The following is a 24,306-nucleotide window of genomic DNA, read 5'->3' as shown; positions in this document are numbered from 1 at the left end:
TCTTGCTGACTTTTGAACCACCAGCAAGGATGATTTTCTTGGTTTCAAGCAATTCTGAACCATTAACCAAAACATTCTTGTCTTTAGTAATGGTACCAATTCCCTTATGAACATCTACGCCATAGCTGCGGAGAAGACCGGCAACACCGCCAACAAGCGTATTGACAACCTTGTTTTTAGTTTCTAGAACCTTGTCCATGTCCACTGAGAAGCTAGGATTTTCGATGATGATACCGCGATTAGCAGCGTGACCAAGGCTTTCAATGATTTCCGCATTGTGCAAGTAAGTCTTGGTAGGAATACAGCCACGGTTCAAGCAGGTTCCGCCTAGCTCAGACTTCTCAACCAAAGCAATCTTGCCACCCAGCTGAGCAGCTTTGATAGCCGCTACATAACCAGCAGGTCCGCCACCGATAACAACGATATCGTAAGCATCATCACTCTTATCATCATCTGTATTTGCCGCTGCAGCAGGAGCTGGAGTTTCCGCAGGTGCAGTTCCACCAGCAGTTGGAATGTTTTCTCCTTCTTCTCCCAAGTAACCGATGACTTCCGTTACTGGAACAGTTTCTCCGTCGCCTTTAAGAATAGCAATCAGGTAGCCGTCTTCTTCGGCTTCCAATTCCATGCTAACCTTGTCAGTCATGATTTCCAGAAGGATTTCTCCTTCTTTGACAAATTCGCCGACTTTCTTATTCCATTGGACAATTTGCCCTTCGGTCATATCCACGCCGGCTTTTGGCATAATTACTTCTAAAGCCATTTTTCTTTCCTTTTCTAACTAGTTTTTCATTTGCTGAGTGTTTCGTTTCTTTACTTTTTAAACTAGCAAAGAAAATCTTATACCAACATTGAAATTGGATCTTCAATCAAAGCCTTCAAGTCCTTCATAAACTTAGCTCCAGCCATTCCGTCAACTACACGGTGGTCAATGGTCAAGCCAAGACTCATAATTGGACGAATAACAATTTCACCATTAACAACGACAGGTTTTTCTACTGTCGAGCTCACACCCAAGATAGCAGAGTTTGGCTGGTTGATGATTGGCCCAAAGGACTGAACGCCAAACATACCTAAGTTACTGATTGTGAAAGTTGAGTTTTGCAGCTCGCTCGGAGCTAACTTGCCTTCCAAGGTACGTCCGATTACATCTTTAAAGGCTACTACAAGCTCTGATAGGCTCATTTTTTCTGCATTATAGACAACTGGTGTCATCAGGCCATTATCCATACCGACTGCCATTGAAAGGTTGACATAGTTGTGTGTGATAATGGTCTTGCCGTCCTCTGTCAAGGTCGAATTAAGGTAAGGATGTTTCATCAACGTCTTCACAACAGCCAGCGAAAGCAGGTCTGTGACAGTTACTTTCTTGCCAGTTGCTTCCATGATTGGATCCAGCACTTTTTTACGCAAGGCCAACATTTCTGTCATATCAACATCATAGTTGAGGGTGAATGTTGGCGCCGTCAGGTAAGATTCTACCATCCGCTGAGCGATAACTTTCCGCATCGGCGTCATTGGAATACGCTCAATTTCACCGTAAGGAGTGACATTATCAGGCACTTCTTCCACTTTTTCAATTTGAGCAGGAGATTTGATTGTATCGCTATCAACATTCTCAGGCAAGAAAGCAAGAACATCTTTCTTCATAATCTTGCCACGATGGCCAGTTCCTTGAATCTCTTGCCAAGCAATATTGTGTTCTTGGGCAATTCGTTTTGCCAGTGGTGAAATACGCACCACGTTTGTATCTTTATAAGTTTCCACGTCTTCTTTGTGGACACGACCGTTTGCGCCTGAGCCAGAAACATCATAGAGGTTGATTCCCAAATCATCCGCTAACTTTCTAGCCGCAGGAGTCGCTCTTAGCTTATCATCAGCCATGACCTCTCCAATTCTATTATAAGATATTAAGGACTCAGAGGACAATGAAAAAATAGGAGATTGACGCTGTGTTCGATGAACACAAGGAAATCTATATTTTTTTCGCAATCCTCCGTCCGAATTCAATTACATGATACTAAGGCGTTAAAAATCAAAGTGAAAATAGAAAACTTAACGAAGAAATTTTCGTTTCTAGAAAAGTTTATCTTTTTCACACAGACTTTAGCCCATGTTCAACTCTACAGTAACTTGGATACAAACCTATCTCAAGTTGCTACGGTTACCGCTATCGGCAATCAACCTTGTAGGCTTACTAATTCGCTCATCGGATAAAATCAGTCCGAATAACGATTGTCTGGAATTTGTAAAATTTTAGCTACTTTGACTCTCTACACAAGATTAGATTACATAAAATAATTTATGTAATCTAATTCATGAAAAAACCTTTTCTTTATTATACCTTATTCTTTATGATATGTCTTCCGAATAGCGTCTTTGATGCTTTCAACGGTCGGAATCATCGCATTTTCCAAGTTTTGCGCATAAGGCATTGGCACGTCTTCACCTGCACAACGGCGGATTGGCGCATCTAGATAGTCAAATGCTTCAGACTCAGAAATAATCGCTGAAATTTCACCAATGAAACCGCTAGTTTTGTGGGCATCATTAACCAAAACGACCTTTCCAGTCTTCTTAACAGAATTGATGATAATATCTTTATCAAGCGGCACCAATGTACGTGGGTCAACCACTTCTACAGAGATGCCTTCTTCTGCTAATTCTTCAGCCGCCTGCATGACACGGCGAAGCATTTTTCCGTAGGTAACAACTGTTACATCGGTACCTTCTTTTTTGATTTCACCAACACCAAGTGGGATTACATACTCAGGATCCAGTGGCACTTCACCTTTTTGGTTAAATTCAGACTTGTATTCCAGGATAATGACCGGGTTGTTGTCTCGGATAGAAGCCTTGAGAAGCCCCTTCATATCAGCCGGAGTTCCTGGAGCGACTACCTTAAGCCCTGGAATGTGGGTAAACCAAGATTCCAAAGACTGCGAGTGCTGAGCTGCAGAACCAACTCCATTACCTGCTGCACAGCGGACAGTCATTGGGACTTGTCCTTTTCCGCCAAACATATAGCGCGTTTTAGCGGCTTGATTAACAATAGCATCCATGGCGATTACAGAGAAGTCCATAAAGGTCATGTCTACGATTGGACGCAGCCCTGTCATAGCTGCTCCAGCTGCTGCCCCAGAAATAGCTGCTTCTGAAATCGGACAGTCGCGTACACGCTCTGGTCCAAACTCTTCCAGCATACCAACAGATGTTCCGAAATCTCCACCAAAGACTCCGACATCTTCTCCCATCAAGAGTACATTTTCATCGCGACGCATTTCCTCAGACATAGCGAGGATAATGGTGTCACGAAAAGACATAGTTTTAGTTTCCATTTTCTTTTTCTCCTCTCTTTTAGTCTGCGTAAATATCTTCAAAGGCAGATTCAAGCGGCGGGAATGGGCTCTCTTCTGCGAACTTGACAGATGCTTCTACTGCTTCTTTGACTCCAGCTTGGATAGCTTCCAGCTCTTCCTCGCTTGCAATCTTGTTTTCCAGCAAGTATTTACGAAGATTTTCGATTGGATCCTTCTTCTTCCATTCTTCTACTTCTTCACGAGTACGGTATTTGCCTGGGTCAGAAGATGAATGTCCCAACCAACGATAGGTCACACTCTCGATTAAGACAGGTCCTTTACCACTGCGAACATGCTCCACAGCCTTTTGGAAGCCTTCATAGACATCCAGAATATTATTGCCATCTTCGATGAACATACCTGGAATGCCATAAGCTGCGCTGCGCTCGTGGATATGCTCTACATTGGTCATTTTCTTGATATCAGCAGAAATGCCATAGCCGTTATTGATACAATAGAAAATAACTGGTAGATTCCAAATAGAAGCCATATTGACCGCTTCGTGGAAGACACCTTCGTTGGTAGCACCGTCACCAAAGAAGCAGACAACAATCTTGCCTGTCTTCTGCATTTGCTGGGTCAGAGCTGCTCCGACAGCGATTCCCATACCACCGCCAACGATACCATTGGCACCAAGGTTTCCGGCATCTAGATCAGCAATGTGCATAGAGCCGCCTTTTCCTTTACAGGTCCCGGTGTATTTCCCTAGGATTTCCGCCATCATTTCGTTGAGGTTGATTCCTTTGGCGATAGCTTGACCGTGTCCCCGGTGATTAGAAGTCAACAAATCATCCTCGTTCAAAGCCAGCATAGCACCAACATTGGCTGCTTCCTCACCTACTGAGAAGTGAGTCATTCCAGGAACCTTTCCTTTTTTTACAAGTTGAGCAATTTTTAAGTCCATACGACGGATTTCTTCCATCTTACGGAACATCTCTAACAAAAGATCTTTATCTAAAGTTGCCATTTTTTTGCCTTTCTAAGCATAATTCTTCTATTTAATTCTATCTAAAGCTGTAAGCACTGTCAAAACTTTTGCTCAATTACATTTCACAAAGAAAAACCAGTCAATCCATTGGATAAACTGGTTTTAGGGCTCAAAATAGAAATTTCACAAACTTTTTGTGCTAGAGTAGTTTTTACTATTTTGAAACTGTTATACGAAAATAATAGCAGAGCATGCTTCTGATTAATCTGCCTGTTTAGCAAAATCTGCAATCATCTGCTCCATCTGCTCGCGGCTTGGTGTTGTCAGCATATAAAGGTAGTCACCTTGCAGCTCCGCAAATGCAGCCGGCATGTCTTTTTTAACCTTGAAGTTATCTCTGTATTTCTCCAGCAAGTCAGCCTCAGGGTAAGCATAGTTTGTTGATGCACGGCGCGAGGTTGCCAGACAATACAGTGGCTCCATGTGGGCAGCTGGGAAAGGCTCTCCTGCTACAATCGCTGCATAGCCTCTGTAAAGATCGATTGAGTGAGCGAAATTATAGACATCAATGGTAAAGCCACCGGCTGGACGGTTATTGTACTCAATGGCCACATAATCATCACCCTCGCGGAAGAACTCAATATGGAAAAAACGTTCTTTCATGCCGAAGATTTTGACAATCGCTTCTCCATAAGCACGCAGTTTTGGATCCATATCCTTGAGAACGTAGTAGGAATTGTCCATTTTATACATCATCAAATCCAGCGGTGTATGCGCATAGTCAAAGGTGGTTGCAAAGACGATCTGACCGTCCTTATCTACCAAACCATCAAAAGTACAGATTTCGCCAGACTGGACAAACTTTTCAAAGAAATAAGCTGTCTGATGATCCCATTCTTGCTTGAATCGTTCGACATCTTCTGCTGTTTCTATTTTAAAGGTTGCAGCTGCTCCCACTCCATTATCAGGCTTGGCAATCAAAGGCAGACCAAGTTTCTTGACAGCCAAATCTGCCCCAGCTTCTGTGTTGACAATCTGACCCGGAACGACTGGAACACCTGCTTTTTTAAAGAGTTTCTTCATCTCTGATTTGAACTTGGTTTTTTTCAAGTCTTTTGGTTTTGCTCCAAAGACATTGAATTGCTCACGCAACTCAGCGTCCAGTTCCAGCCAGTATTCGTTATGAGACTCAATCCGATCGATAGGCCCATGCTTGTAGAAAAGAAATGCCACAGCTCTTTTAACTTCGTCAAGATTTTCAAGATTTTCTACTCTGAAATATTCAGTCAATGAATCCTTCAAAGGTTGGTCTAGCTGGTCATAAGGCTCCTGACCAATTCCCAGAACAGTGATTCCTTTGTTAGCCAGCTCCACTGTAAACTGCTGAAAATTTTGCGGATAGTAGGGAGAAATAACGATATAATTCATAGGAAACCTCCTTTAAAGATTGAGTTCATTAAGGAAATACGGCATTTGCTTACGCCACCAAATCCAGTCGTGGGAAACATCATGGCCCCATTCAGCAAACCAAGCTGGAATATTCTTATGCTCAAAAGCCTCTTTCAGCGTGTAGAAGGAAGGCAGGCCATCCTGCTCCCAGTCGCCTAAGCCAGTACAAACGATAATATCCGCCTGTCGATAGCGGTCAATAAACCAGCCATCATTTTGGTTCCAGATATAGTCAGCTGGCGAGTTTTGATAAATGACTTCGTCGCTCAAATTATCACCGACAAAGAAACGTGCATCATAGACACCACTGAGGGCAATCACTTTATTGAAAACATCTGGATGCTGCAGGAAGAAATTAACAGCATGATAAGCTCCCATGGAGCAGCCTGTCGTCATCATAGGGTCAAACCAGCCTGTCTTATGCTTAACGAAAGGAATAGCTTCCTTGATGACATAACGCTCATATGCACGATGCATTTCTGCTCGATCGTGAGGATGCTTCCAGTCCGCCAACCAGCTCTCACTATCAACACTGCTAAGAGTGAAAAACTGGACCTTACCGGCCTCAATAAAACCTGCGCAGGCTTCAATCATGCCGAAGTCAGCATACTCATTATGGCTGCCGCCTGATGATGCAAAGACTATAATCGGGAGCCCAGCGTGGCCATAGCGATTGACATACATTTCACGGCCTAGATTACCGCTCCAATGACTTAAAAATTCTACATGCATAGTTTCTACCTCTTTCTTAGTGTTTGACTAGATTACCATTTTTCGCCGATAAAACGGAAGCAGTCCGGCAAGTGCTCCGCCCAAGCGATCTCGTTGTGAATAGCCCCAGACTGGATCTTAATTTGAATATTGGACAAATCTACCCCAGATACAAGTAACTGCCGGAAATAGCTGAGCGATGAATCAATATAGGCCTGCTTGATATTGCCCGCCATCAATGTCTTATCTGTATCATCAGCCTCTTCCGTCCCAACATAAATGAAAACTCGTTGGTCTGCCTGAAGCGTTTTTCTCTCAATATAACGGTCAAAAGCTTCCTGATGCAGCCAATTAGCTGATGAAAAGATGCCCAGACAGCCAATCTGATCTTGGTATTCAACACCAATAAACTGGCTGATATTTCCCCCAAGAGAAGAGCCAATCATAGCCGTATGCAGTCGATCCGACTTGGTCCGATAATGCTGATCAATAAAAGGCTTGACAACTTCCATGACAAACTCCGCATACTCCGTTCCCTTGCCGCCAAACTGAATGCCGGGAATGTTGGACTCTTGGAACTTCCAAGCTGCGTATTCATTCATGCGCTGTTGGCCATCGTTGTCAATAGCCACGACAATCATTTTTTCAATATCTGGATTACGTTTGATTGTCGGAATCACCTTCCACGAATGGCCGCTGAAAGACTCTTTGCTATAGAGAACATTTTGGCCGTCGTGAAAATAAACGACTGGATAGGTCTTGTTTGCATCCTGGTTATAGTTCTTTGGAAGCAACACGCGGACACGGCGTTTCTGCTTGGTATAAGGAACAACTAACTCATGTGTTTTCATTTCAAGGTAAAAATAGGATTTATTCATTTTCAGAAAACTTTCTATTTTCAAAATTTTTATTTATTATATCACAAATTAAGCAAAAAAGTTAGGGATTTCCTAACTTTTTGATGATTTTTATTAGATAATGATAGAAAATAGATTATTTATCCAAATAAGGCTGTAAATCCTGCAAGGCTCGCTCAGCAATTATATTCTGCTGCTTTTTGAGCCAATCGCAAGTAATCCGTCAAATGCTTGTTTTCTATATCTTCAAGCGTATGTAATTGCAAATGGCGACGGCCTTTACCCTTGCCTTCCAACAAACCGTATGGGTCTGCCATCTCGGCGCCACGACCAAATTCCACATTTACATGCTGCTTATAAACAAAAATGCCGCAAAACGGTTCGGGGGCGGCAAACAAAATACCGCCATATTTCACTTCTTCGACTACCGTATCTGACAGTTGCCGTATTTTCGTGCGCACACTATTGGCGATTTCATACAAGGCAGGATTATTAATTAGCCAATCATCCAGCAGATTTTTTACTTTTTGGTTCATGGTCTCCTCCTAATTTGAGATTGTAGGTTGGTCATTGATGTCCGATTTCCAAATTTTTTATTTATTATGGCACAAAATCAAGAAAAATTCAAGAAAATCCTAACTTTTTTAAATTTCTTGATAAAATTGTAAGTCTTTTAATGCTCGCTCGGCGATTTTTTCGTAACGTTCTTTTTTATCACGAATGCGCGGACCTTCCAATTCTTTGATAATCCCAAAATTGACATTCATGGGTTGGAAGTGCTTGCTGTCAGCATAGGTAACATAATGTGGCAGGCTGCCGATTGCTGTTGTTTCTGGAAAAACAAGTGCTTCTTCTCCCTTGAAGAGTCGAGCGGCATTGATACCAGCAACTAGACCAGAAGCCGCTGACTCGACATAGCCTTCAACTCCAGTCATTTGACCTGCAAAGAAAAGATTTGGCTGTTTCTTAGAGCGGAAAGTCTGTTCTAGCAGATTTGGAGAGTCCATATAGGAGTTTCGATGCATAACTCCATAGCGGACAAATTCTGCATTCTCAAGACCAGGAATCATCTGAAAGACCCGCTTTTGCTCTCCCCATTTGAGATGAGTCTGGAAGCCGACAATGTTGTAAAGACTGCCTGCTGCATTGTCCTGACGAAGCTGCACTACAGCGTATGGCGTCTTATATTCACCATCTCGAGGTCCTTGGTAGTCATCGGGATATTCTAAACCAACCGGCTTCATCGGTCCATAAAGCATTGTTTTAATGCCCCGCTTAGCCATAACTTCAATTGGCATACACCCTTCAAAGTATTTTTCTTTTTCAAAGGAATTGAGCGGTGCTTCCTCAGCATTGACCAAAGCATCATGGAAATCCATAAATTCTTGCTTAGTCATTGGCGCGTTGAGATAGGCAGCTTCGCCCTTATCATAGCGGGATTTGAGATAGACCTTGGTCATATCAATAGTATTGACGTCAATGATTGGCGCTGCTGCGTCGTAGAAATAAAAACCGTCGCCTCCATTGAGCGCGTGGATTTTTTCTGCTAAAGCATCGCTGGTCAAGGGTCCTGTCGCAATGACTGTGATGGCATCCTCCGGAATTTCGGTGATTTCTTCACGAATGACCTCAATCAATGGATGGTTGCTCACTAGATCCGTTACCATCTGAGAAAAGCCTTCTCTATCAACTGCTAAAGCACCACCCGCTGGCACCCGAGTCGCTTCTGCTGACTTTAAGATGACCGAGTCCAACCGCCGCATTTCTTCCTTTAGCAGACCAACTGCATTGGTCAGCGCATCTCCTCGCAGAGAGTTAGAGCAGACCAGTTCTGCAAAGTCTGAAGTTTTGTGCTGAGGCGTTGACTTAACACCCCGCATTTCATAGAGTTTGACCGGGATGCCACGCTTGGCAATCTGGTAAGCTGCTTCACTGCCAGCCAGACCAGCACCGATAACATTGATATAGGATGATGACATGATACTCTCCCTTGGATATTTCTAGATTTTCACTCTGACCATTATAACAAAAAGATAGTAAAAAAGACAGACAGGAGAATTCCTGAATGTCTATCATTTTGTCATTTTTTCCAAGTAAGCAATCTTAGCAAAATCCTTATGATTGTTATTTTCATTTCGGTAAGAATCTTGTGAAGAAGCACGGTAGATAGCTAAGAATTGCTCTGCAGTTGGCAATAGAAATTCAACACCCTCTACTTCTCTTCGAGACAGCTCCGTTATTGCCACACCTGAAAATGCCTCCAAGGTTTCCATGGCTCCAAACTCAATAGACAGATCTTCTTTTTGAAATTCATGCTCGTGCAGATCGACTAAGCGATAGCCCAAGCGCTCCATCATAGGCTCAATCTTGTCCATATCGTAAATACGTTCTTCGTCTGGTGCTTCCCAGCCACGCTCATCACCATGAACATGAATATCAATATCACGCGCCTGCCAGTCTTGTCCAGTAACTTGCTCCAGACCTAGAGAACCCATCAGAAGTGGAACAATTCCCATCTTATTCAGTTGAGACGCGATTTTTAGAAATTCTGCAAATTTATCTGTCATAAAACTTCACCTCTTCTTCAGAAAAATATTTTACGTAATATAAATTATGTAAAAATTGCTATTTCACTTTTTCTTCTTCGTAGTCACCATTGCTGCAGACCACTTGCTTGCCGCCACCACGAACTTTCTTTTCAATCAGATAATGGTCGCATTTTGGACAGTTCCGGCCAACCGGCTTGTCCCAAGATGTAAAATCACAGTCAGGATAACGATCACAGCCGTAGAAAATGCGATTTCGCTTAGTCTTACGCTCAATAACTTGACCTTTCTGACACTGTGGGCAGGTCACACCAATTTCCTTGACAATAGCCTGAGTGTGACGACAGTCTGGGAAATTGCTGCAGGCGTAGAACTTGCCAAATCTCCCCAACTTGATGACCATCGGACTACCACAGACTTCACAGTCAAAACCAGCTGGTTCATCCTTGATTTGGATTTTCTCCATTTCAGTCTCGGCTTTAGCAACTTCCTTTTCAAAAGGTTGATAAAACTCGTCAATAACTTTCTGCCATTGTTCTTTGCCAACTTCTACATCATCCAGTTTTGCTTCCATTTCAGCTGTAAATTTCACATTTACGATACCTGGGAAGAATTCGACAATCAGTGCATTAACAATCTCACCTAGTTCCGTCGGCTCAAAGCGCTTGGAAACCAGCTTAACGTAATATCGTTTCTGAATAGTTTCAATGGTCGGTGCGTAGGTAGATGGCCGGCCAACACCATTTTCTTCTAAAGTCTTGATGAGAGTTGCTTCAGAATAACGAGCAGGTGGCTGGGTAAAGTGCTGTTCTGGATTGGTATTAACACGTTTGACGGTATCACCCTTTTCCATGTCCGGCAGCATTTTATTCTTGTCAGAGTCGTTGTAAATAGCCAGATAGCCATCAAACTTGACCTGACTGCCATTGGCAGCAAATTGGACACCATTTTGCCCCAACTTGACATTCATAGTATCAAAGACTGCTGCTGTCATTTGGCTGGCTACAAAACGGTTCCAAATCAGCGTATAGAGCTTAAGCTGATCCTTGTCCAAATACTTTGCGATGCTTTCTGGAGTATTGAAAACGCTGGAAGGACGAATGGCTTCGTGAGCATCTTGAGCGCCAGAAGCGTTTTTGGCCTTGCTGCCATGTTTAGAATATTTAGCACCAAATTTATCCGTGATAAAGCTTGCTGCTTCATTTTGCGCCACAGGGCTGATACGAGTCGAGTCGGTACGCATATACGTAATCAGACCTTGTACGCCAGAACCGATATTTATCCCCTCATAGAGCTGCTGAGCAACCATCATGGTCTTACGTGTCCGGAAATTAATCTTATTAGCGGCATCTTGCTGCATAGAGGAAGTCGTGTAGGGCAGTGGAGCATTGCGTCGACGCTCTTTCTTTTCGACACTGTCGACAGTAAAGTCATCACCCTTGAGGTGAGACAGGACTTCTTTGACCTCGTCGTTGTTGGTCAGCTTCATCTTTTTACCGTTCATACCGTAAAAGCTGGCCTGAAACTGACGGGTTCCTTTCTTGAAGGTTCCATCAATCGTCCAGTATTCTTCTGGTTTGAAGGCATTAATTTCATTTTCCCGGTCGATAATCAGCTTGAGAGCGACAGACTGGACTCGACCAGCTGACAGACCTTTCTTGACTTTCTTCCAGAGAATAGGAGAAATGGAATAACCAACCAAGCGGTCCAAAACTCGACGAGCCTGCTGGGAATCGACCAGATCCATATCAATCTGGCGCGGCTCTTTAAAAGCATTCTTGACTGCATCTTTGGTGATTTCATTAAAGACGACGCGGTTTTTCTCTTTCTCATCCAGATTCAGAATGTGAGCCAGATGCCAAGAAATAGCTTCTCCTTCGCGGTCCGGGTCACTTGCCAGAAAGACTTGCTTAGCTTTCTTGGCTTCTTTTTTCAAGTCATTAATTAACGGACCTTTACCACGAATATTGATGTATTGTGGCTCATAGTTGTTCTCAAAATCAATGGACATAGTAGACTTTTTCAGGTCACGGATATGCCCGACACTGGCTAGAACCTTGTAGTTTCGTCCCAGATATTTTTCTATTGTTTTTGCCTTAGCAGGCGACTCTACGATGACAAGATTTTTCTTGGTCGTAGACTTTTTCTTTGTTTTTGTTACCAATTTAGACACCTTCTATAAGAAATAAATCTCATAGAGTTTAAACTATTTTTTGATAGATGTCAACTGCTAACTTTTCTTATAGGAAAACTTGTTTTAAAAATCAAACTCAGAAAGAACGTCAGAGCCTGACGTAATGCACTTTGCACCCTCTTGAATCAAATGATGGCAGCCGTCAGATTTTCCATCTAAAATAGACCCCGGAATAGCAAAGACATCCCGCCCTTCTTCCATGGCTCGCTCACAGGTAATCAGGCTGCCTGAGCGCATCTTGGCTTCTGCCACGATGACGCCTCGACATAGACCGGCGATGATACGATTTCGCTCTGGAAAATGAAATTTCAAGGGCTGTTCACCTGGACCATACTCTGTCAGCAATAAATGATTTTTTCCAATGTAAGCTTGTAGTTTTTTGTTGGCCTTAGGATAAAAGACGTCTAATCCAGTACCAATGACAGCAATGGTCTGACCTCCGTTTTGCAGGGCAGCCATGTGAGCCGCTGTATCAATCCCACGAGCCAGACCACTGACGATAACCAATTCATTGTTTAGCTCTTTGATAATCTTTTGTACAGAGGCATTTCCTTGCTTACTGCTGTCTCGACTACCAACGACTGCAGCCTTGGGCAATTCTAGTAGATTTAGATTTCCCTGATAGAATAGCAAGGTCGGGGCATCGTAAATTTCGCATAAATCCCAAGGATAAATATCATCCAAGATAGAAAAGGACGGAAAAAGTTCAAATTCTTCTTTCAAAGCCGGTAAATCAAGCCTCTTGTATTTCTCAATAAAGAGAGCAGGATTGCGGCACTCAGATACGACAGCCTTATCTCGCAGAGAAAGCTTGCCATCTCTACTCTCAGCGTATCTCAAAACATTTAAAACCTGATGATTGGTCAAGCCAGCTCTTTTCATTTTATAAATTTCAAAATTATTCATTTTTTCACCTCACTTTCTTATTCGTAAAAAAGTTCAAAAAAAGAACTGCAGTACAGTTCCTTCTTTACGATTTTATTTAATTTGATGTTGTCAATAGCTGGTTTTCTTGCCTGTTGCCTTTAACCCATCTTTTATTCTTTATTAACAGGAATTTCCTTAATAATTCGTGCTGGATTACCAGCCAAGACTACATTGTCACCAAAAGACTTGGTCACAACCGCTCCGGCACCAACCACGACATTATCCCCTAGTGTCACGCCTGGCAGAATCGTCACACCTCCGCCAGCCCAGAAATTATCACCAATAGTGATTGGTGCTCCGTACTCAATTCCGGAATTTCTTTCCACTGGATCAAGCGGATGAAGAGGTGTCAGAAACTGGCAATTTGGGCCGAGCATAGCATTGTCTCCGATGCGAATGGGGCAAACGTCCAGCATAGTCAAGTTCCAGTTAGAACAAAAATTTTCTCCTAAATGAATGTTAATTCCGTAGTCGCAAACCAAATCTGGCTTCATAGCAAGATTATTTCCCGTACTGCCAAACCATTCTTTGATAATAGCACTTCTCTTGTCGCTGTCTTGCTCTTGGTTAAAACGATATTGAAATTCTTTGGATCGGGCTCTAATTTTTCTTAAATCTTCATCTTGTGGTCGGTAAATCTCTCCAGCAATCATTTTTTCGTATTCGCTTTGCATGTCATCCTCCTTTTCATGCGTGACAAATGGATGGTCAAGTAAAGTTGTTCATCCTCTGATGTTTGGTAATTTCTGGTTTGCTTTAAAAATTCAGCAATCTTCCTAGTGGTTTCATAAGCCAAGGGATACTTACATTTAAGTAAGTCAAACATCTCATTGTCCTCTAAATCACGGTGGCCTCTATCAGTCAGGACTCGCTCACAGAAAAATTTTAGATGGGTCATAAAGCGCTCAAGGTAGATGTCTTCCTCGTCTAAAGAAATTTCCAAACTGTACTTGACAATGGTCATGATTTCCTCCATCATCATAGTCAAATCACGCGCAGTTCCATCGCCATTTTCCAGCTCTGCATTGACCAAGGTCAGCGCCATAAATGCTGCTTCATCATCTGGAAGTTCCTTGCTGACATAAGCGCTCAAAAGCTGTTTGGCATACTGACCAACCTCAAACTCGATAGGAAAAAAGCGTTTAATATCCCACATGAGGAAATTCTTAAGATAAATATCATCTTCCAAACGCAGCAAGACTCCGTGGATATGATCTGCCATCGCCAGAAAAGCACTGTCTTTGAGCTTCTTCTGCAGTTTCTCCCTTGCGAAAGAAATAATCTTATCCGACATTTCCATGACCTCTGCTGGCAACTCCATCAGAAGCTGGCGTCTATTTTCTGACAAGACATACCTTTTCTCAATCAGCTCATCTGGAATCTCCTGGCCAACTTTTCGACCAAAGGCCAGTCCTCGTCCCATGAGAATAACTTCTTCTTGGTTTTCTTCAGAAATCACCACATTATTGTTTAAGATTTTACTGATTAGCATGCCTCACCTCTTCGTGCCTATTCACACATGGATTTTACGGGTTCAAATGTCTTGCGATGAATAGAAGTTACGCCGTTTCTTTCCAATCCTTGCAAATGACTTTTGGTCCCATAACCAGCATTTTGCGCAAAATCATAGCCGGGAAATTCCTTGTCGTAGTCTGCCATTAGCTTATCCCGAGTGACCTTAGCAACAATACTGGCCGCTGCGATAGACAGAGAATTGGCATCGCCTTTGATGATGGACTCTTGCGGGATATCAACTTCCAGTTTCATGGCATCAATCAGCAGATAATCGGGCTTGAGAGAAAGCTTAGACAAAGCCTCTTTCATAGCAAGCTTGGTCGCTTCGTAGATATTGACTTGATCAATGATCTCACTGTCCATCAGGCCAATACCGACCGCCAAGGCTTTATCCATGACTGCTTGATAGATTTCTTGGTGTTTTTTCTTGGGAATTTTTTTACTGTCGTTTAGCCCCTTAATCTTACATCCTGGAGGTAAGATAACAGCTGCAGCGACAACTGGTCCAGCAAGAGGACCGCGGCCTACTTCATCAATCCCAGCAATCGCCCGATAGCCAGCTTTATAAAGCTCTTTTTCATACCATAGCATCTGCTCCAAACGCAAATCCTCGTCTAACTCCGCCTGAATGGCTCTTTTACGCTTTTCAACAGCTTTTTGAACTCCACTACGCAAATCATTCTCTACTTCTGCCAGAAAAGGATCAGCCAAATCTGTCACCAACTCTAAACGTTGCTGGATTTCTTTAATCGTTGCCATCTAGTTCACCAACCGTATCCAAGCAATAACGGCCTAGCTTGCCATCACGGACTTCTTTGACAAAAAGGCTGTAAAAACGGTCATAGTCGTCGCGGAAGCCAAGTTTTTGGGTCATATCCATAATCATGTCAGGCGCTTCCTGGCTTAGAACCAGCTGCTTGAAGCGTGCTGTCAGCTCCTCAGGATAATGCTCCTTAAAGTAATTGAGGCCAAAAATCGTCACCTCATCCATAGGCAGCAGATTATCCTTAATAGCACCAGTCAGAGCAAGCTTGAGAGCAACCGTCTCATCTTCAAACTTAGGCCAGAGAATCCCTGGTGTATCCAAAATTTCCAAATCTTTATTTGATTTGAGCCATTGCTGTCCCTTGGTCACACCTGGCTTATTCCCTACAACGGCAATTTTCTTACCTGCCAAGCGATTCATGAGGGTTGATTTTCCGGCATTAGGAATGCCAATAATCATGGTACGCAGGGTTTCGATGCGAATTCCTCTCTCTTTCTGTCTCGCCAATTTGTCAGCCATAAGCTTTTTAGCTGCGTCTGTTACTTTTTTAACTGCAGACTGCTCTTTGGAATTAATAGATAAGGTCGAAATCCCCTGACTTTCAAAATAACTCTGCCATTCCTTGATACGAACAGGGTCTGCCAAATCTGCCTTGTTTAAAATCAAAAGCTTAGGTTTATCGCCCACAATCTTAGTCAGCATAGGATTCTGACTGGATAAAGGAAGTCTCGCATCAACCAGTATTGTCACAAAATCAACAAACTTAATATTTTCCTGTACCTGTCTCCGTGCCTTGGACATATGCCCCGGAAACCATTGAATCGTTGCCATAATTTATCCTTTCAACGAATATCATTGATAAAATTTTATATCTTTAACTATTTTAACATATTTCTAGGATTTAAGCGGGTGAATGCTAAAGTGATCTTCTCTACCTCAAGAGCAAAAAAAGCCCCAGCGGGCTTTCTAACTTTATCTTACCTGTTCAAAATGCAGATGCACAGCTATATGATCTCCATAGCCATTGCGCTCTAAATCGCGCTGCAAACGATAAGAAATATAATGCTCTGCAATAGTAATATAACCTGCACCCAAGAGGCGGCTTTCAACCATGGACTGAATCATGCTGATTGTCGCACGTTCAACCTTAGCTTCTTCCAAATCCAGAACCACTTTCTTTGTAACCTGCGCTAAATTCTGACGCAAATCATCCGTCAACACATAGACAGTCTGAGCTGCCTTTAAAACTGCTTGATAAATTTTATCTGGGTCAAATTCTACAACCTCACCGCTCCGTTTAATAACTTGCATAAAAAACTCCTTTTATATTATATATTTCTAATCTAATGTAAGTCTCTAACATGACTGCTGCCAGTCCAGTTGTCTATAGTCTGCTCAAAAAGAAATCTCAAAGTCAGACCATACCTTTACATTATATAATTTTTTCCAATATTTTTCAAAGGAAGCTTCCATTTTTTTAGCCTTAAAAGACCATATAAAAAAGGACTGCTCTGGGCAATCCTTTTTCCAATGTTCTTCATAAACTATCAGATACTGAATTCACTTTTAAGTTTAAGTCACGACGACTAACTTAGCAATCAAAACATTATGTATCGGATTTCTCTAATGTTATGTCTTGTCTTTTGTAACGATAGTGCATTTTCCAGTGATTTTCAGACACTTCTTCTAATCTCAATGTTTTGTTAATAGGCTTAAATGACAATTTCTCTTCTTCAACTCTCTTTAAGAGCTCGACTAATAACTCTCCTCCAGAGTTCAGAGAAATTAAACTATCATCCTCACTATCATATTGAAGTAGAATTTTCTTTGTTGGTTTGTGAATGATGTTATAAAGATTGAAAGCTTTATCGATTTCAAAATTTTTCTCTTTGTCAGCTACCATTGACAAACTGTGCAACTCCAACTGACCGATTTTAAAAGCACCAAAAAGACTGAAAATAATCCCTAACGCAACAAGTGTTTCCCAGATGAAAGAGAAAAGTTTCAAATCCCAATCCGTTATAAGTACAAGAAGTAAATAAATAACTCCTAAAACAAATCCAAGCAAAATCAATGCTGAACCATAGCATCCTGCCTTATCACCGGTCCGAATAAGCGGCTTATCATAAACTTTTTTACCTTCAAGTTTTTCCAGTCTATGCTTAGTTTTATACTCCTCAATTCGTTCACTATGTTTTTCTGTCACAATTTTCAATTCTTTCTTAATTATTTTTATCTATGGCATTCCTAAGACTGCTGCATCAATCAATAATCCGGTCTCAGGACACCTTTAACCGTCTCTTTGGTCGCTTGATAGTCGCCATCAACAACGACCTTGATAATGCGTTTGGCATCTTCTTCAGGCGCTGGCACAAGCGGTAAGCGGGTTGGACCAGCTGCAAATCCTAAGTAATTAAGGACTGCCTTGACAGGGGCAGGGCTTGGGTAAGAGAAAAGAGCATTGACTTTAGGGATGAATTTCCGTTGGATAGCTGCTGCTTTTTTGATGTCATTGTGCTCAATAGCATCCAGCATTTCAAACATTTCATCACCGTTTGTGTGAGAAGCAACAGAAATAACTCCATCAGCCCCCAGATTCATAGCATGAAAGGCATCGCCATCCTCACCGGTATAAATCAGAAACTCCTCTGGACGATGCTCAATCAGATAGGCCATATTCGCCAGACTGGTACATTCTTTAACGCCGATAATATTTGGATGTTCAGCCAACCTCAGCATAGTCTCAGGTGTCATCTCAACTACTACTCGGCCAGGTATATTGTAGATAATGATGGGCAAGTTTGAAGCATCCGCTATGGCTTTAAAGTGCTGAAACATCCCTTCCTGAGAAGGTTTATTGTAATAGGGAACAATTGCCAGACCAGCTGCAAAACCACCAAATTCATCTACTTCTTTGACGAATTCGATAGAGTCACGCGTTTCGTTGGTACCGACACCGGCAATCAAAGGGACACGTCCTTTAACAACTTTTTGAACTGCCGCAAATAGCTCCAACTCTTCATCGTGAGTCAGGGTTGGACTTTCAGCAGTTGTTCCAGCTAGCAAAATCCCATCCGTATGATGGGCCAAAAGGTGCTCAATCAAATCTGGAATAGCTTCAAAATTGATGGAACCATCTTCATGAAAAGGAGTAATAAAAGCTGTGATGATTTTACAGTTTTTCAGATCCGCATACGCCATAAACTTACCTCTCTTTATACGAAAAGAGGGTTGAAAGAACAATTATTCAACCCTGTGCTGTCAAGTTTCCTTGGTCACTTTATTTTAATTCAAAAACAACTTCTGCTGTCGGACGAACTAAACCACGTTCATGCAGTGTCTCTGCGATTTGGACAGAATTCCAAGCTGCTCCTTTAAGAAGATTGTCTGAAACTACCCACATATGGATTCCTTTTTCTGCATCTAGATCTTTACGAATCCGGCCAACAAAGGTTTCTTTCTTACCAACCGCATTGATTGCTTGCGGATAAACCTGATGAGCTACATCATCCTCCAGAACAGCACCAGGAAAGGCTGAAATTGCTGCTTTTACCTGGTCAATAGGTGCAACTTCCTTAGTCTCAACGTAAACAGACTCTGAGTGAGCAGACAAGATAGGAAGGCGGACACATGTCGCAGAAACAGCAATAGAATCATCTTCCATGATTTTCTTAGTTTCCTTAGTCATCTTCATCTCTTCATAAGTGTAGTCGTTATCTGTAAAGACATCAATCTGAGGTAAGGCATTAAAAGCAATAGGATAATGTTTTTTATCACCGCCACATGGCAGGATATTGGCTTTCGTGTCCTTAGGATTTACACCATCATTGAGAACAGAGCGTAATTGTGCTTGGGTTTCAAGAATGGCCCCCATACCTGCACCAGAAACTGCTTGATAGGTAGACACGATGATGCGCTCCAGCCCCCATTGCTGACGTACAGGCTCTAAAGCCACCATCATCTGAATTGTCGAACAGTTAGGGCAAGCGATAATTCCCTTGTGCTGATCTAAGGCATGGGCGTTGACTTCTGGAACAACCAGAGGAACATCAGGATTTTGACGGAAATAAGAGGTGTTATCGACCACCACCGCTCCCGCTTTAACTGCGTAAGGAGCGTATTTTGCTGAGGTAGAACCACCAGCTGAGAAGAGAGCAATATCTACACTTTCAAAAGCCGTCTCAGTCGTCTCTTCAATAGTAATGTCTTGTCCCTTGAACTGGAGAACTTTACCAGCTGAACGAGCAGACGCCAGATAGCGTATTTTATCAATTGGAAGGCTAGACTCTTCCAGCATTTTAATCATTTGAGATCCAACGGCACCAGTGGCACCTACTACAGCAACTGTATATCCCATGCGATAACCTCTCTGAATTTTCAAAAAATTTTGTATTGTTAGTATTATACTATTTTTAGGGAAAAATGCAAATGGTTCTAAAGAATAAATGTTCGATATTTTAGATAAACTGCATTTACACGCTGCTCTATAACTCAACTTTTTCCTAGAGATTCATTTCATCAAGAGCAATAGCACTCACGACACAGTCCGTCTCAGCATCTATGTCTCTAAGATCGGCTGCGACTAACCGTCTTGCCTCTCTAAGAAAGCTTTCAAGGTTTACAGATTTTGTTCTAACGAACAAAACTGCATCCATTGCTCTACGACTCAACTGCCTTCTGCGAAGTTGTTTCATCAAGAGCAATAGCACTCACGACATAGGCCGTCTCAGTATCAATATCTCTAAGATTGGCTGCGACTAATGGCCTCGCCACTCTAAGAGATGTAGAAAAATCCCCAATCCGTAGACTGGGGATAGGGGCACTTTCGTGTGATCAGCAGGTTCACACAACTGATCAAGGTCCGCTCCTACGTTATGACCTCCCATGCTTCAATTTGCAGAAAAACTGCATATCGACTCATCGCACGAAATATAGTTTACCTTATCTTTTTCCGTTTTGTCAAGGTATTTAATCTAAAATATAAACAAAAACTTGTCTGTCTTTCCATTCCTGACCTTCTTTTTGGAATTGTTTCCGTACTCCTTCAAGATAGAAATCAGCTTGCTCCAGCAAATTCTGTGAAGGGATATTTTGTAGATCAACATGTGCTTCTAAACGATGAAATCCTAGTTCACGACTGACTTTCTTAAGTTCACCTAGCATAGCTCTGGCGTAGCCCTGACGCCAAAATTGATTATGTATCGTATAACCTATTTCCGCCCATTGAAAATCGTCTCTAGCCAGCACAAATAAATTAACCATACCTACATGTTTTCCGCTTTTTGCATCGTAAATTCCCCAAATATACTGTTGGTCTTTCTCTCGGAAATCTCGGTGCTTAGCCACCAAATCCTCAAACCAACTTTCTGTACAAATTGTCATATCTAAAAGCCCATCATCAAATGGGGATTGGGAAGGCAGTCTATTGGAAAATCCTTCCAGCCAAGCCGAATAATCTTTCTCTTCCAGATATTTTAAATAAATATGTTTCATAAATACTTACTTCCTTCTCGAATACTAAGCGCAGCCATTTCTGCCTGATGCCGCTTGATAAAATTCCTAACCCAGTCTGGATTGGTTTTTGAATAATCTCTCAGCGCCCAGCCAATAGCCTTGTTAATAAAGAATTCTGTTTGGCCTAGATTATTCACTAAAATCTGTTCTAAAAGTTCAGTATCAGTTTCCTCTTTTCGCAGTAGTTGATGGTCAATAGCCAAGCGCCGCAGCCAGATATCCTCATCACAACTCCAGGATAAAATAATCTCTTTGTTTTCTGGGAATCGAGCAATGATGGATCCGACCAAGCGATCCAAAAAGTCAATAGTATCCCACCAAGATTTTGTTTGGGCCAGCTTTTTCAAACGTGACAAGTCAGATGGAGTCAATAGTTTCTTGCGAATCTCCAGATAATCTAGCGCGGCATACTGTAATTCTCGATAAGGATTATTCCAAGCTTCATTTATAAAATCCCAGTCAATAATGGAGTCAGTCTGCTGTTTAAAAAAAGTCTTTGCGAGTTTCCGTCTGGCCGGAGTCTTGACTCCTAGAAACTCAAATTTATTTTTCATATAAGCTTTCATAGCCACCGCATCATCTGGGTTAGCTACAGCTTTTAACTCTTTTACCAATTCCTCTACATTCATATCTTACTCCAGCAATTCACGGTCATAAATAGTGTAGTCACAGCGATAAATCACGAGACGCTTACCGTCAATAAGTAATTCAGAAGTTTTGGGAGCATCTGATTTATCAAGAGAGACGCGGTCACCGGCATAGGCGGCCAGCGGAGTACCATTTTGCGAGCGAATCAGAATAACCTTTTTCTTTCCGGTAAAGTCGTTTTTAAAAGCTGAAATCATGCGATTTAAAACGGGAACTGAATGGCTATTCTCCTCAACATCTTCAGTCTTTTGATATTGAGCAAAGACATCTTTCAAGCCTTTTTCTTCTGCAATCAAGGAAGAGCCCACATGGTCGATCTCATACTTACCCAAAGTAATTTTGAGCACAGAAGAGTCCTCCTTGGAATTTCCTTCCGCATCAACTGAGTCAAACTCCTCGTTACGCGAGATGGATAGTGACTTACCTGACATCTGGTCAATAAGCTGGGAATTTTCATCATAGGTGCGAACCGTCATCTCTAAACCAATCCATTCCTCCTTGGCATTTTTAAACCAATTTTCAACGGCCTGACAACCAGTCAAGGTCAAAAGGGCAATACTTAGAAGAGTTATTAATAAATGTTTCTTTTTCATCATTTTCACTCCATATCTTTTAAAAGTTTTATCGGTCTAGCTTCCTTTTCTAAGGATTTTTGTAGCCAAACAATGTCATGCCAACGGTTAAATTTATAGCCAATTTTAGGTAAATGTGCTACTTGCTGATAACCTCGCTTAGTATGAAAAGCAATGCTATCTTCGTTAGGCAGAGAAATACAGGCTAGAAAATGCATATATCCCATCTTATCTAACAGGTCTTCAAGTTCATCATAAAGCTTACTGCCGACTCCTTTTCCTCTAGCATCTTGACTGACATAGACGGATAATTCCACCGCCCAATCATAGGCTGCACGCGCATAATAAGTCGAAGCATAGGCATAGCCTAAAATTAAACCGTCTTCTTCCGCTACCAGATAAGGATATTTTTCCAATGTTTTCTCAATCCTATTTGCAAAATCCTCAATGGTCGGTACTTCATATTCAAAAGTGATGGCCGTATTCTCTACATAAGGCGCATAAATAGCAAGCAAGGTCGCAGCATCTGATGAGTTTGCTAATCTAATGTTCATGTTGACTCCGTAGTCTATTCTCAGTATTTTCACTATTATACCAAAAAAGACTCGTAAAGAGCCTTTTAGACCAAGATCAAAATAGACCAATCGCTGTGCCGTCTGCTGCCACATCCATATTAAGTGCAGCTGGGCGTTTCGGCAATCCTGGCATGGTCATGACATCTCCTGTCAAAGCCACGATAAAGCCTGCCCCAAGTTTTGGTACCAATTCACGAATGGTGATTTCAAAGTTTTCTGGCGCTCCAAGAGCAGCAGGATTGTCTGAGAAGCTATACTGTGTTTTGGCCATACAGATTGGCAGCTTGTCCCAGCCGTTTTTGATAATTTCGCGAATCTGAGTCTGAGCTTTTTTCTCAAAGTTCACTTTTGAACCACGATAAATTTCTCTGACAATTTTCTCTATTTTTTCTTCAATCGAAAGATCATTATCATAGAGACGAGTGTAATGAGCAGGTTCTTCATCAATGGTTTTGACTACAGTCTCAGCCAGAGATACACCACCTTCAGCACCATCAACCCAAACACTAGCAAGCTCAACTGGTACCTTAATTGCTGCACAAAGGTCCTTAAGCGTAGCAATTTCAGCTTCCGTGTCAGAGACAAATTCATTGATGGCTACTACTGCTGGAATACCGAACTTACGGATATTTTCAACATGACGTTTGAGATTGGCAAAGCCAGCTCGGATCGCCTCAATATTCTCTTCTGTAAGTGCATCCTTAGCTACTCCACCATTCATCTTGAGGGCGCGCAAGGTTGCAACGATTACGACTGCATCTGGAGAGGTTGGCAAGTTTGGAGTCTTAATATCTAAGAATTTTTCAGCTCCAAGATCCGCACCAAATCCTGCCTCCGTCACCGTATAATCGGCCAAGCGCAGCGCTGTGCTAGTCGCTAAAACAGAGTTACAGCCGTGGGCAATATTAGCAAATGGTCCGCCATGAACAAATGCTGGTGTCCCGTAAATAGTCTGAACTAGATTTGGCTTAATCGCATCTTTCAAGACTAAAGCCAAGGCTCCTTCTACCTCAAGGTCACGAACATAGACTGGTGAGCGGTCATAGCGATAACCGATGACAATGTTAGCCAAGCGCTTTTTCAAATCTTCAATATCCGTAGCTAGGCAAAGAATCGCCATGATTTCAGAGGCAACCGTGATATCAAAACCATCTTCGCGTGGAATACCGTTAACTGGACTTCCTAAGCCAATGGTTACGTGGCGAAGAGCTCGGTCATTTAGGTCAACCACCCGCTTCCAGATAATACGACGCTGATCGATTCCCAGTGCATTTCCCTGATGAAGATGATTATCAATAAGAGCTGACAGGGCATTATTAGCAGTCGTAATTGCGTGCATGTCTCCAGTAAAATGCAAGTTGATATCTTCCATCGGTAGAACCTGCGCGTGACCGCCACCAGCTGCTCCTCCCTTGATGCCCATCACTGGCCCCAGAGACGGTTCGCGGATAGCAATCATGGTTTTCTTGCCAATTTTGTTGAGAGCGTCAGCTAGTCCAATGGTAATGGTAGACTTACCTTCCCCAGCAGGTGTCGGATTAATCGCCGTTACCAAAATCAGCTTGCCAACAGGATTTTTTTCAACCTCACGAATCTTATCAAAACTGAGCTTAGCCTTGTACTTACCATATAGTTCTAAGTCATCATAGTTAATGCCGACTTTTTTCACTACATCAACAATAGGCTGCAATTCAACACTTTGAGCAATTTCAATATCTGTTTTCATCAAGAACTCCTCTATCAAT

At 42.2% G+C, this 24,306-nt stretch carries 25 protein-coding genes; all 25 read right to left on the bottom strand.

Translation table 11 applies throughout. From position 1 onward, the window contains the following. The coding region (locus RYK49_RS09215; RefSeq protein ID WP_314865507.1) for an FAD-dependent oxidoreductase at positions 1-763 on the bottom strand (763 nt) is incomplete at its 3' end. Positions 764-840: 77 nt separating this feature from the next. Next, positions 841-1,884 carry a dihydrolipoamide acetyltransferase gene (locus RYK49_RS09210; RefSeq protein ID WP_125401669.1) on the bottom strand — a complete coding sequence of 348 codons (1,044 nt, stop codon included), beginning with the start codon at positions 1,882-1,884 and terminating at the stop codon, positions 841-843. Between the two features lie 461 nt (positions 1,885-2,345). After that, positions 2,346-3,338, bottom strand: a complete 993-nt coding sequence (locus RYK49_RS09205) for an alpha-ketoacid dehydrogenase subunit beta (protein WP_002900354.1) — start codon at positions 3,336-3,338, stop codon at positions 2,346-2,348. A 19-nt stretch (positions 3,339-3,357) separates the two neighbouring features. Beyond that, a complete protein-coding gene (locus RYK49_RS09200) occupies positions 3,358-4,326 on the bottom strand; it encodes a thiamine pyrophosphate-dependent dehydrogenase E1 component subunit alpha (RefSeq protein ID WP_314831588.1) in 969 nt (322 codons plus the stop codon). Positions 4,327-4,548: 222 nt separating this feature from the next. Next, positions 4,549-5,715: an ATP-grasp domain-containing protein gene (locus RYK49_RS09195; protein ID WP_314831589.1), complete on the bottom strand. Its 1,167-nt coding sequence runs from the start codon at positions 5,713-5,715 to the stop codon at positions 4,549-4,551. 12 nt (positions 5,716-5,727) lie between these two features. Next, positions 5,728-6,468 carry an alpha/beta hydrolase-fold protein gene (locus RYK49_RS09190; RefSeq protein ID WP_314831590.1) on the bottom strand — a complete coding sequence of 247 codons (741 nt, stop codon included), beginning with the start codon at positions 6,466-6,468 and terminating at the stop codon, positions 5,728-5,730. A 32-nt stretch (positions 6,469-6,500) separates the two neighbouring features. Beyond that, positions 6,501-7,325, bottom strand: a complete 825-nt coding sequence (locus tag RYK49_RS09185; RefSeq protein WP_314831591.1) for an alpha/beta hydrolase — start codon at positions 7,323-7,325, stop codon at positions 6,501-6,503. Between the two features lie 155 nt (positions 7,326-7,480). Beyond that, a complete protein-coding gene (locus RYK49_RS09180; protein ID WP_314865504.1) occupies positions 7,481-7,840 on the bottom strand; it encodes a DUF1801 domain-containing protein in 360 nt (119 codons plus the stop codon). Positions 7,841-7,948: 108 nt separating this feature from the next. Beyond that, entirely contained in the window at positions 7,949-9,283 is a 1,335-nt protein-coding gene (gene trmFO / locus RYK49_RS09175; RefSeq protein WP_314865502.1) for a methylenetetrahydrofolate--tRNA-(uracil(54)-C(5))-methyltransferase (FADH(2)-oxidizing) TrmFO, read from the bottom strand. 93 nt (positions 9,284-9,376) lie between these two features. After that, a complete protein-coding gene (locus RYK49_RS09170) occupies positions 9,377-9,871 on the bottom strand; it encodes a phosphoribosylanthranilate isomerase (protein WP_314831428.1) in 495 nt (164 codons plus the stop codon). A 58-nt stretch (positions 9,872-9,929) separates the two neighbouring features. After that, complete coding sequence (gene topA, locus RYK49_RS09165; RefSeq protein ID WP_314831427.1) at positions 9,930-12,023, bottom strand: type I DNA topoisomerase; 2,094 nt, start codon at positions 12,021-12,023, stop codon at positions 9,930-9,932. Between the two features lie 84 nt (positions 12,024-12,107). Beyond that, positions 12,108-12,950 carry a DNA-processing protein DprA gene (gene dprA / locus RYK49_RS09160; protein WP_223311436.1) on the bottom strand — a complete coding sequence of 281 codons (843 nt, stop codon included), beginning with the start codon at positions 12,948-12,950 and terminating at the stop codon, positions 12,108-12,110. A 131-nt stretch (positions 12,951-13,081) separates the two neighbouring features. Further along, entirely contained in the window at positions 13,082-13,645 is a 564-nt protein-coding gene (locus tag RYK49_RS09155; protein ID WP_314831426.1) for a sugar O-acetyltransferase, read from the bottom strand. Next, positions 13,621-14,463, bottom strand: coding sequence for a PRD domain-containing protein (locus RYK49_RS09150; protein WP_314831425.1), 843 nt, complete (start codon positions 14,461-14,463; stop codon positions 13,621-13,623). The genes RYK49_RS09155 and RYK49_RS09150 overlap by 25 nt, the downstream gene beginning before the upstream one ends. Positions 14,464-14,480: 17 nt before the next feature. Next, entirely contained in the window at positions 14,481-15,245 is a 765-nt protein-coding gene (locus tag RYK49_RS09145; protein ID WP_314831424.1) for a ribonuclease HII, read from the bottom strand. Then, positions 15,232-16,083: a ribosome biogenesis GTPase YlqF gene (gene ylqF, locus RYK49_RS09140; protein WP_314831423.1), complete on the bottom strand. Its 852-nt coding sequence runs from the start codon at positions 16,081-16,083 to the stop codon at positions 15,232-15,234. The genes RYK49_RS09145 and ylqF overlap by 14 nt, the downstream gene beginning before the upstream one ends. Before the next feature lie 141 nt (positions 16,084-16,224). Then, on the bottom strand, positions 16,225-16,563 hold the full coding sequence (locus RYK49_RS09135; protein WP_002895476.1) for an ATP cone domain-containing protein: 339 nt from the start codon (positions 16,561-16,563) through the stop codon (positions 16,225-16,227). Positions 16,564-16,858: 295 nt separating this feature from the next. Next, complete coding sequence (locus tag RYK49_RS09130) at positions 16,859-17,458, bottom strand: hypothetical protein (protein WP_314831422.1); 600 nt, start codon at positions 17,456-17,458, stop codon at positions 16,859-16,861. 59 nt (positions 17,459-17,517) lie between these two features. Then, positions 17,518-18,453 (bottom strand): 4-hydroxy-tetrahydrodipicolinate synthase, encoded by a 936-nt coding sequence (gene dapA, locus RYK49_RS09125; RefSeq protein ID WP_314831421.1) that lies wholly within the window; start codon positions 18,451-18,453, stop codon positions 17,518-17,520. Between the two features lie 79 nt (positions 18,454-18,532). Beyond that, the gene (locus RYK49_RS09120; RefSeq protein ID WP_314831420.1) at positions 18,533-19,609 is read right to left on the bottom strand and encodes an aspartate-semialdehyde dehydrogenase; all 1,077 of its coding nucleotides are present in this window, start codon (positions 19,607-19,609) and stop codon (positions 18,533-18,535) included. Between the two features lie 611 nt (positions 19,610-20,220). Then, on the bottom strand, positions 20,221-20,745 hold the full coding sequence (locus RYK49_RS09115; protein WP_314831419.1) for a GNAT family protein: 525 nt from the start codon (positions 20,743-20,745) through the stop codon (positions 20,221-20,223). Next, complete coding sequence (locus RYK49_RS09110) at positions 20,742-21,395, bottom strand: DNA alkylation repair protein (RefSeq protein ID WP_314831418.1); 654 nt, start codon at positions 21,393-21,395, stop codon at positions 20,742-20,744. Before RYK49_RS09110 ends, RYK49_RS09115 begins: the two co-directional genes overlap by 4 nt. 3 nt (positions 21,396-21,398) lie before the next feature. Beyond that, positions 21,399-22,010, bottom strand: a complete 612-nt coding sequence (locus tag RYK49_RS09105) for a DUF5052 family protein (RefSeq protein ID WP_314831417.1) — start codon at positions 22,008-22,010, stop codon at positions 21,399-21,401. A 2-nt stretch (positions 22,011-22,012) separates the two neighbouring features. Further along, positions 22,013-22,540: a GNAT family N-acetyltransferase gene (locus tag RYK49_RS09100; protein ID WP_314865500.1), complete on the bottom strand. Its 528-nt coding sequence runs from the start codon at positions 22,538-22,540 to the stop codon at positions 22,013-22,015. A gap of 76 nt (positions 22,541-22,616) precedes the next feature. Then, positions 22,617-24,287, bottom strand: coding sequence for a formate--tetrahydrofolate ligase (locus tag RYK49_RS09095; protein ID WP_314831415.1), 1,671 nt, complete (start codon positions 24,285-24,287; stop codon positions 22,617-22,619). Positions 24,288-24,306: the final 19 nt, after the last annotated feature.

Source organism: uncultured Streptococcus sp. (genome assembly GCF_963525625.1).
Taxonomy (GTDB): Bacteria; Bacillota; Bacilli; order Lactobacillales; family Streptococcaceae; genus Streptococcus.
This window is presented reverse-complemented; position numbering and strand designations above follow the sequence as displayed.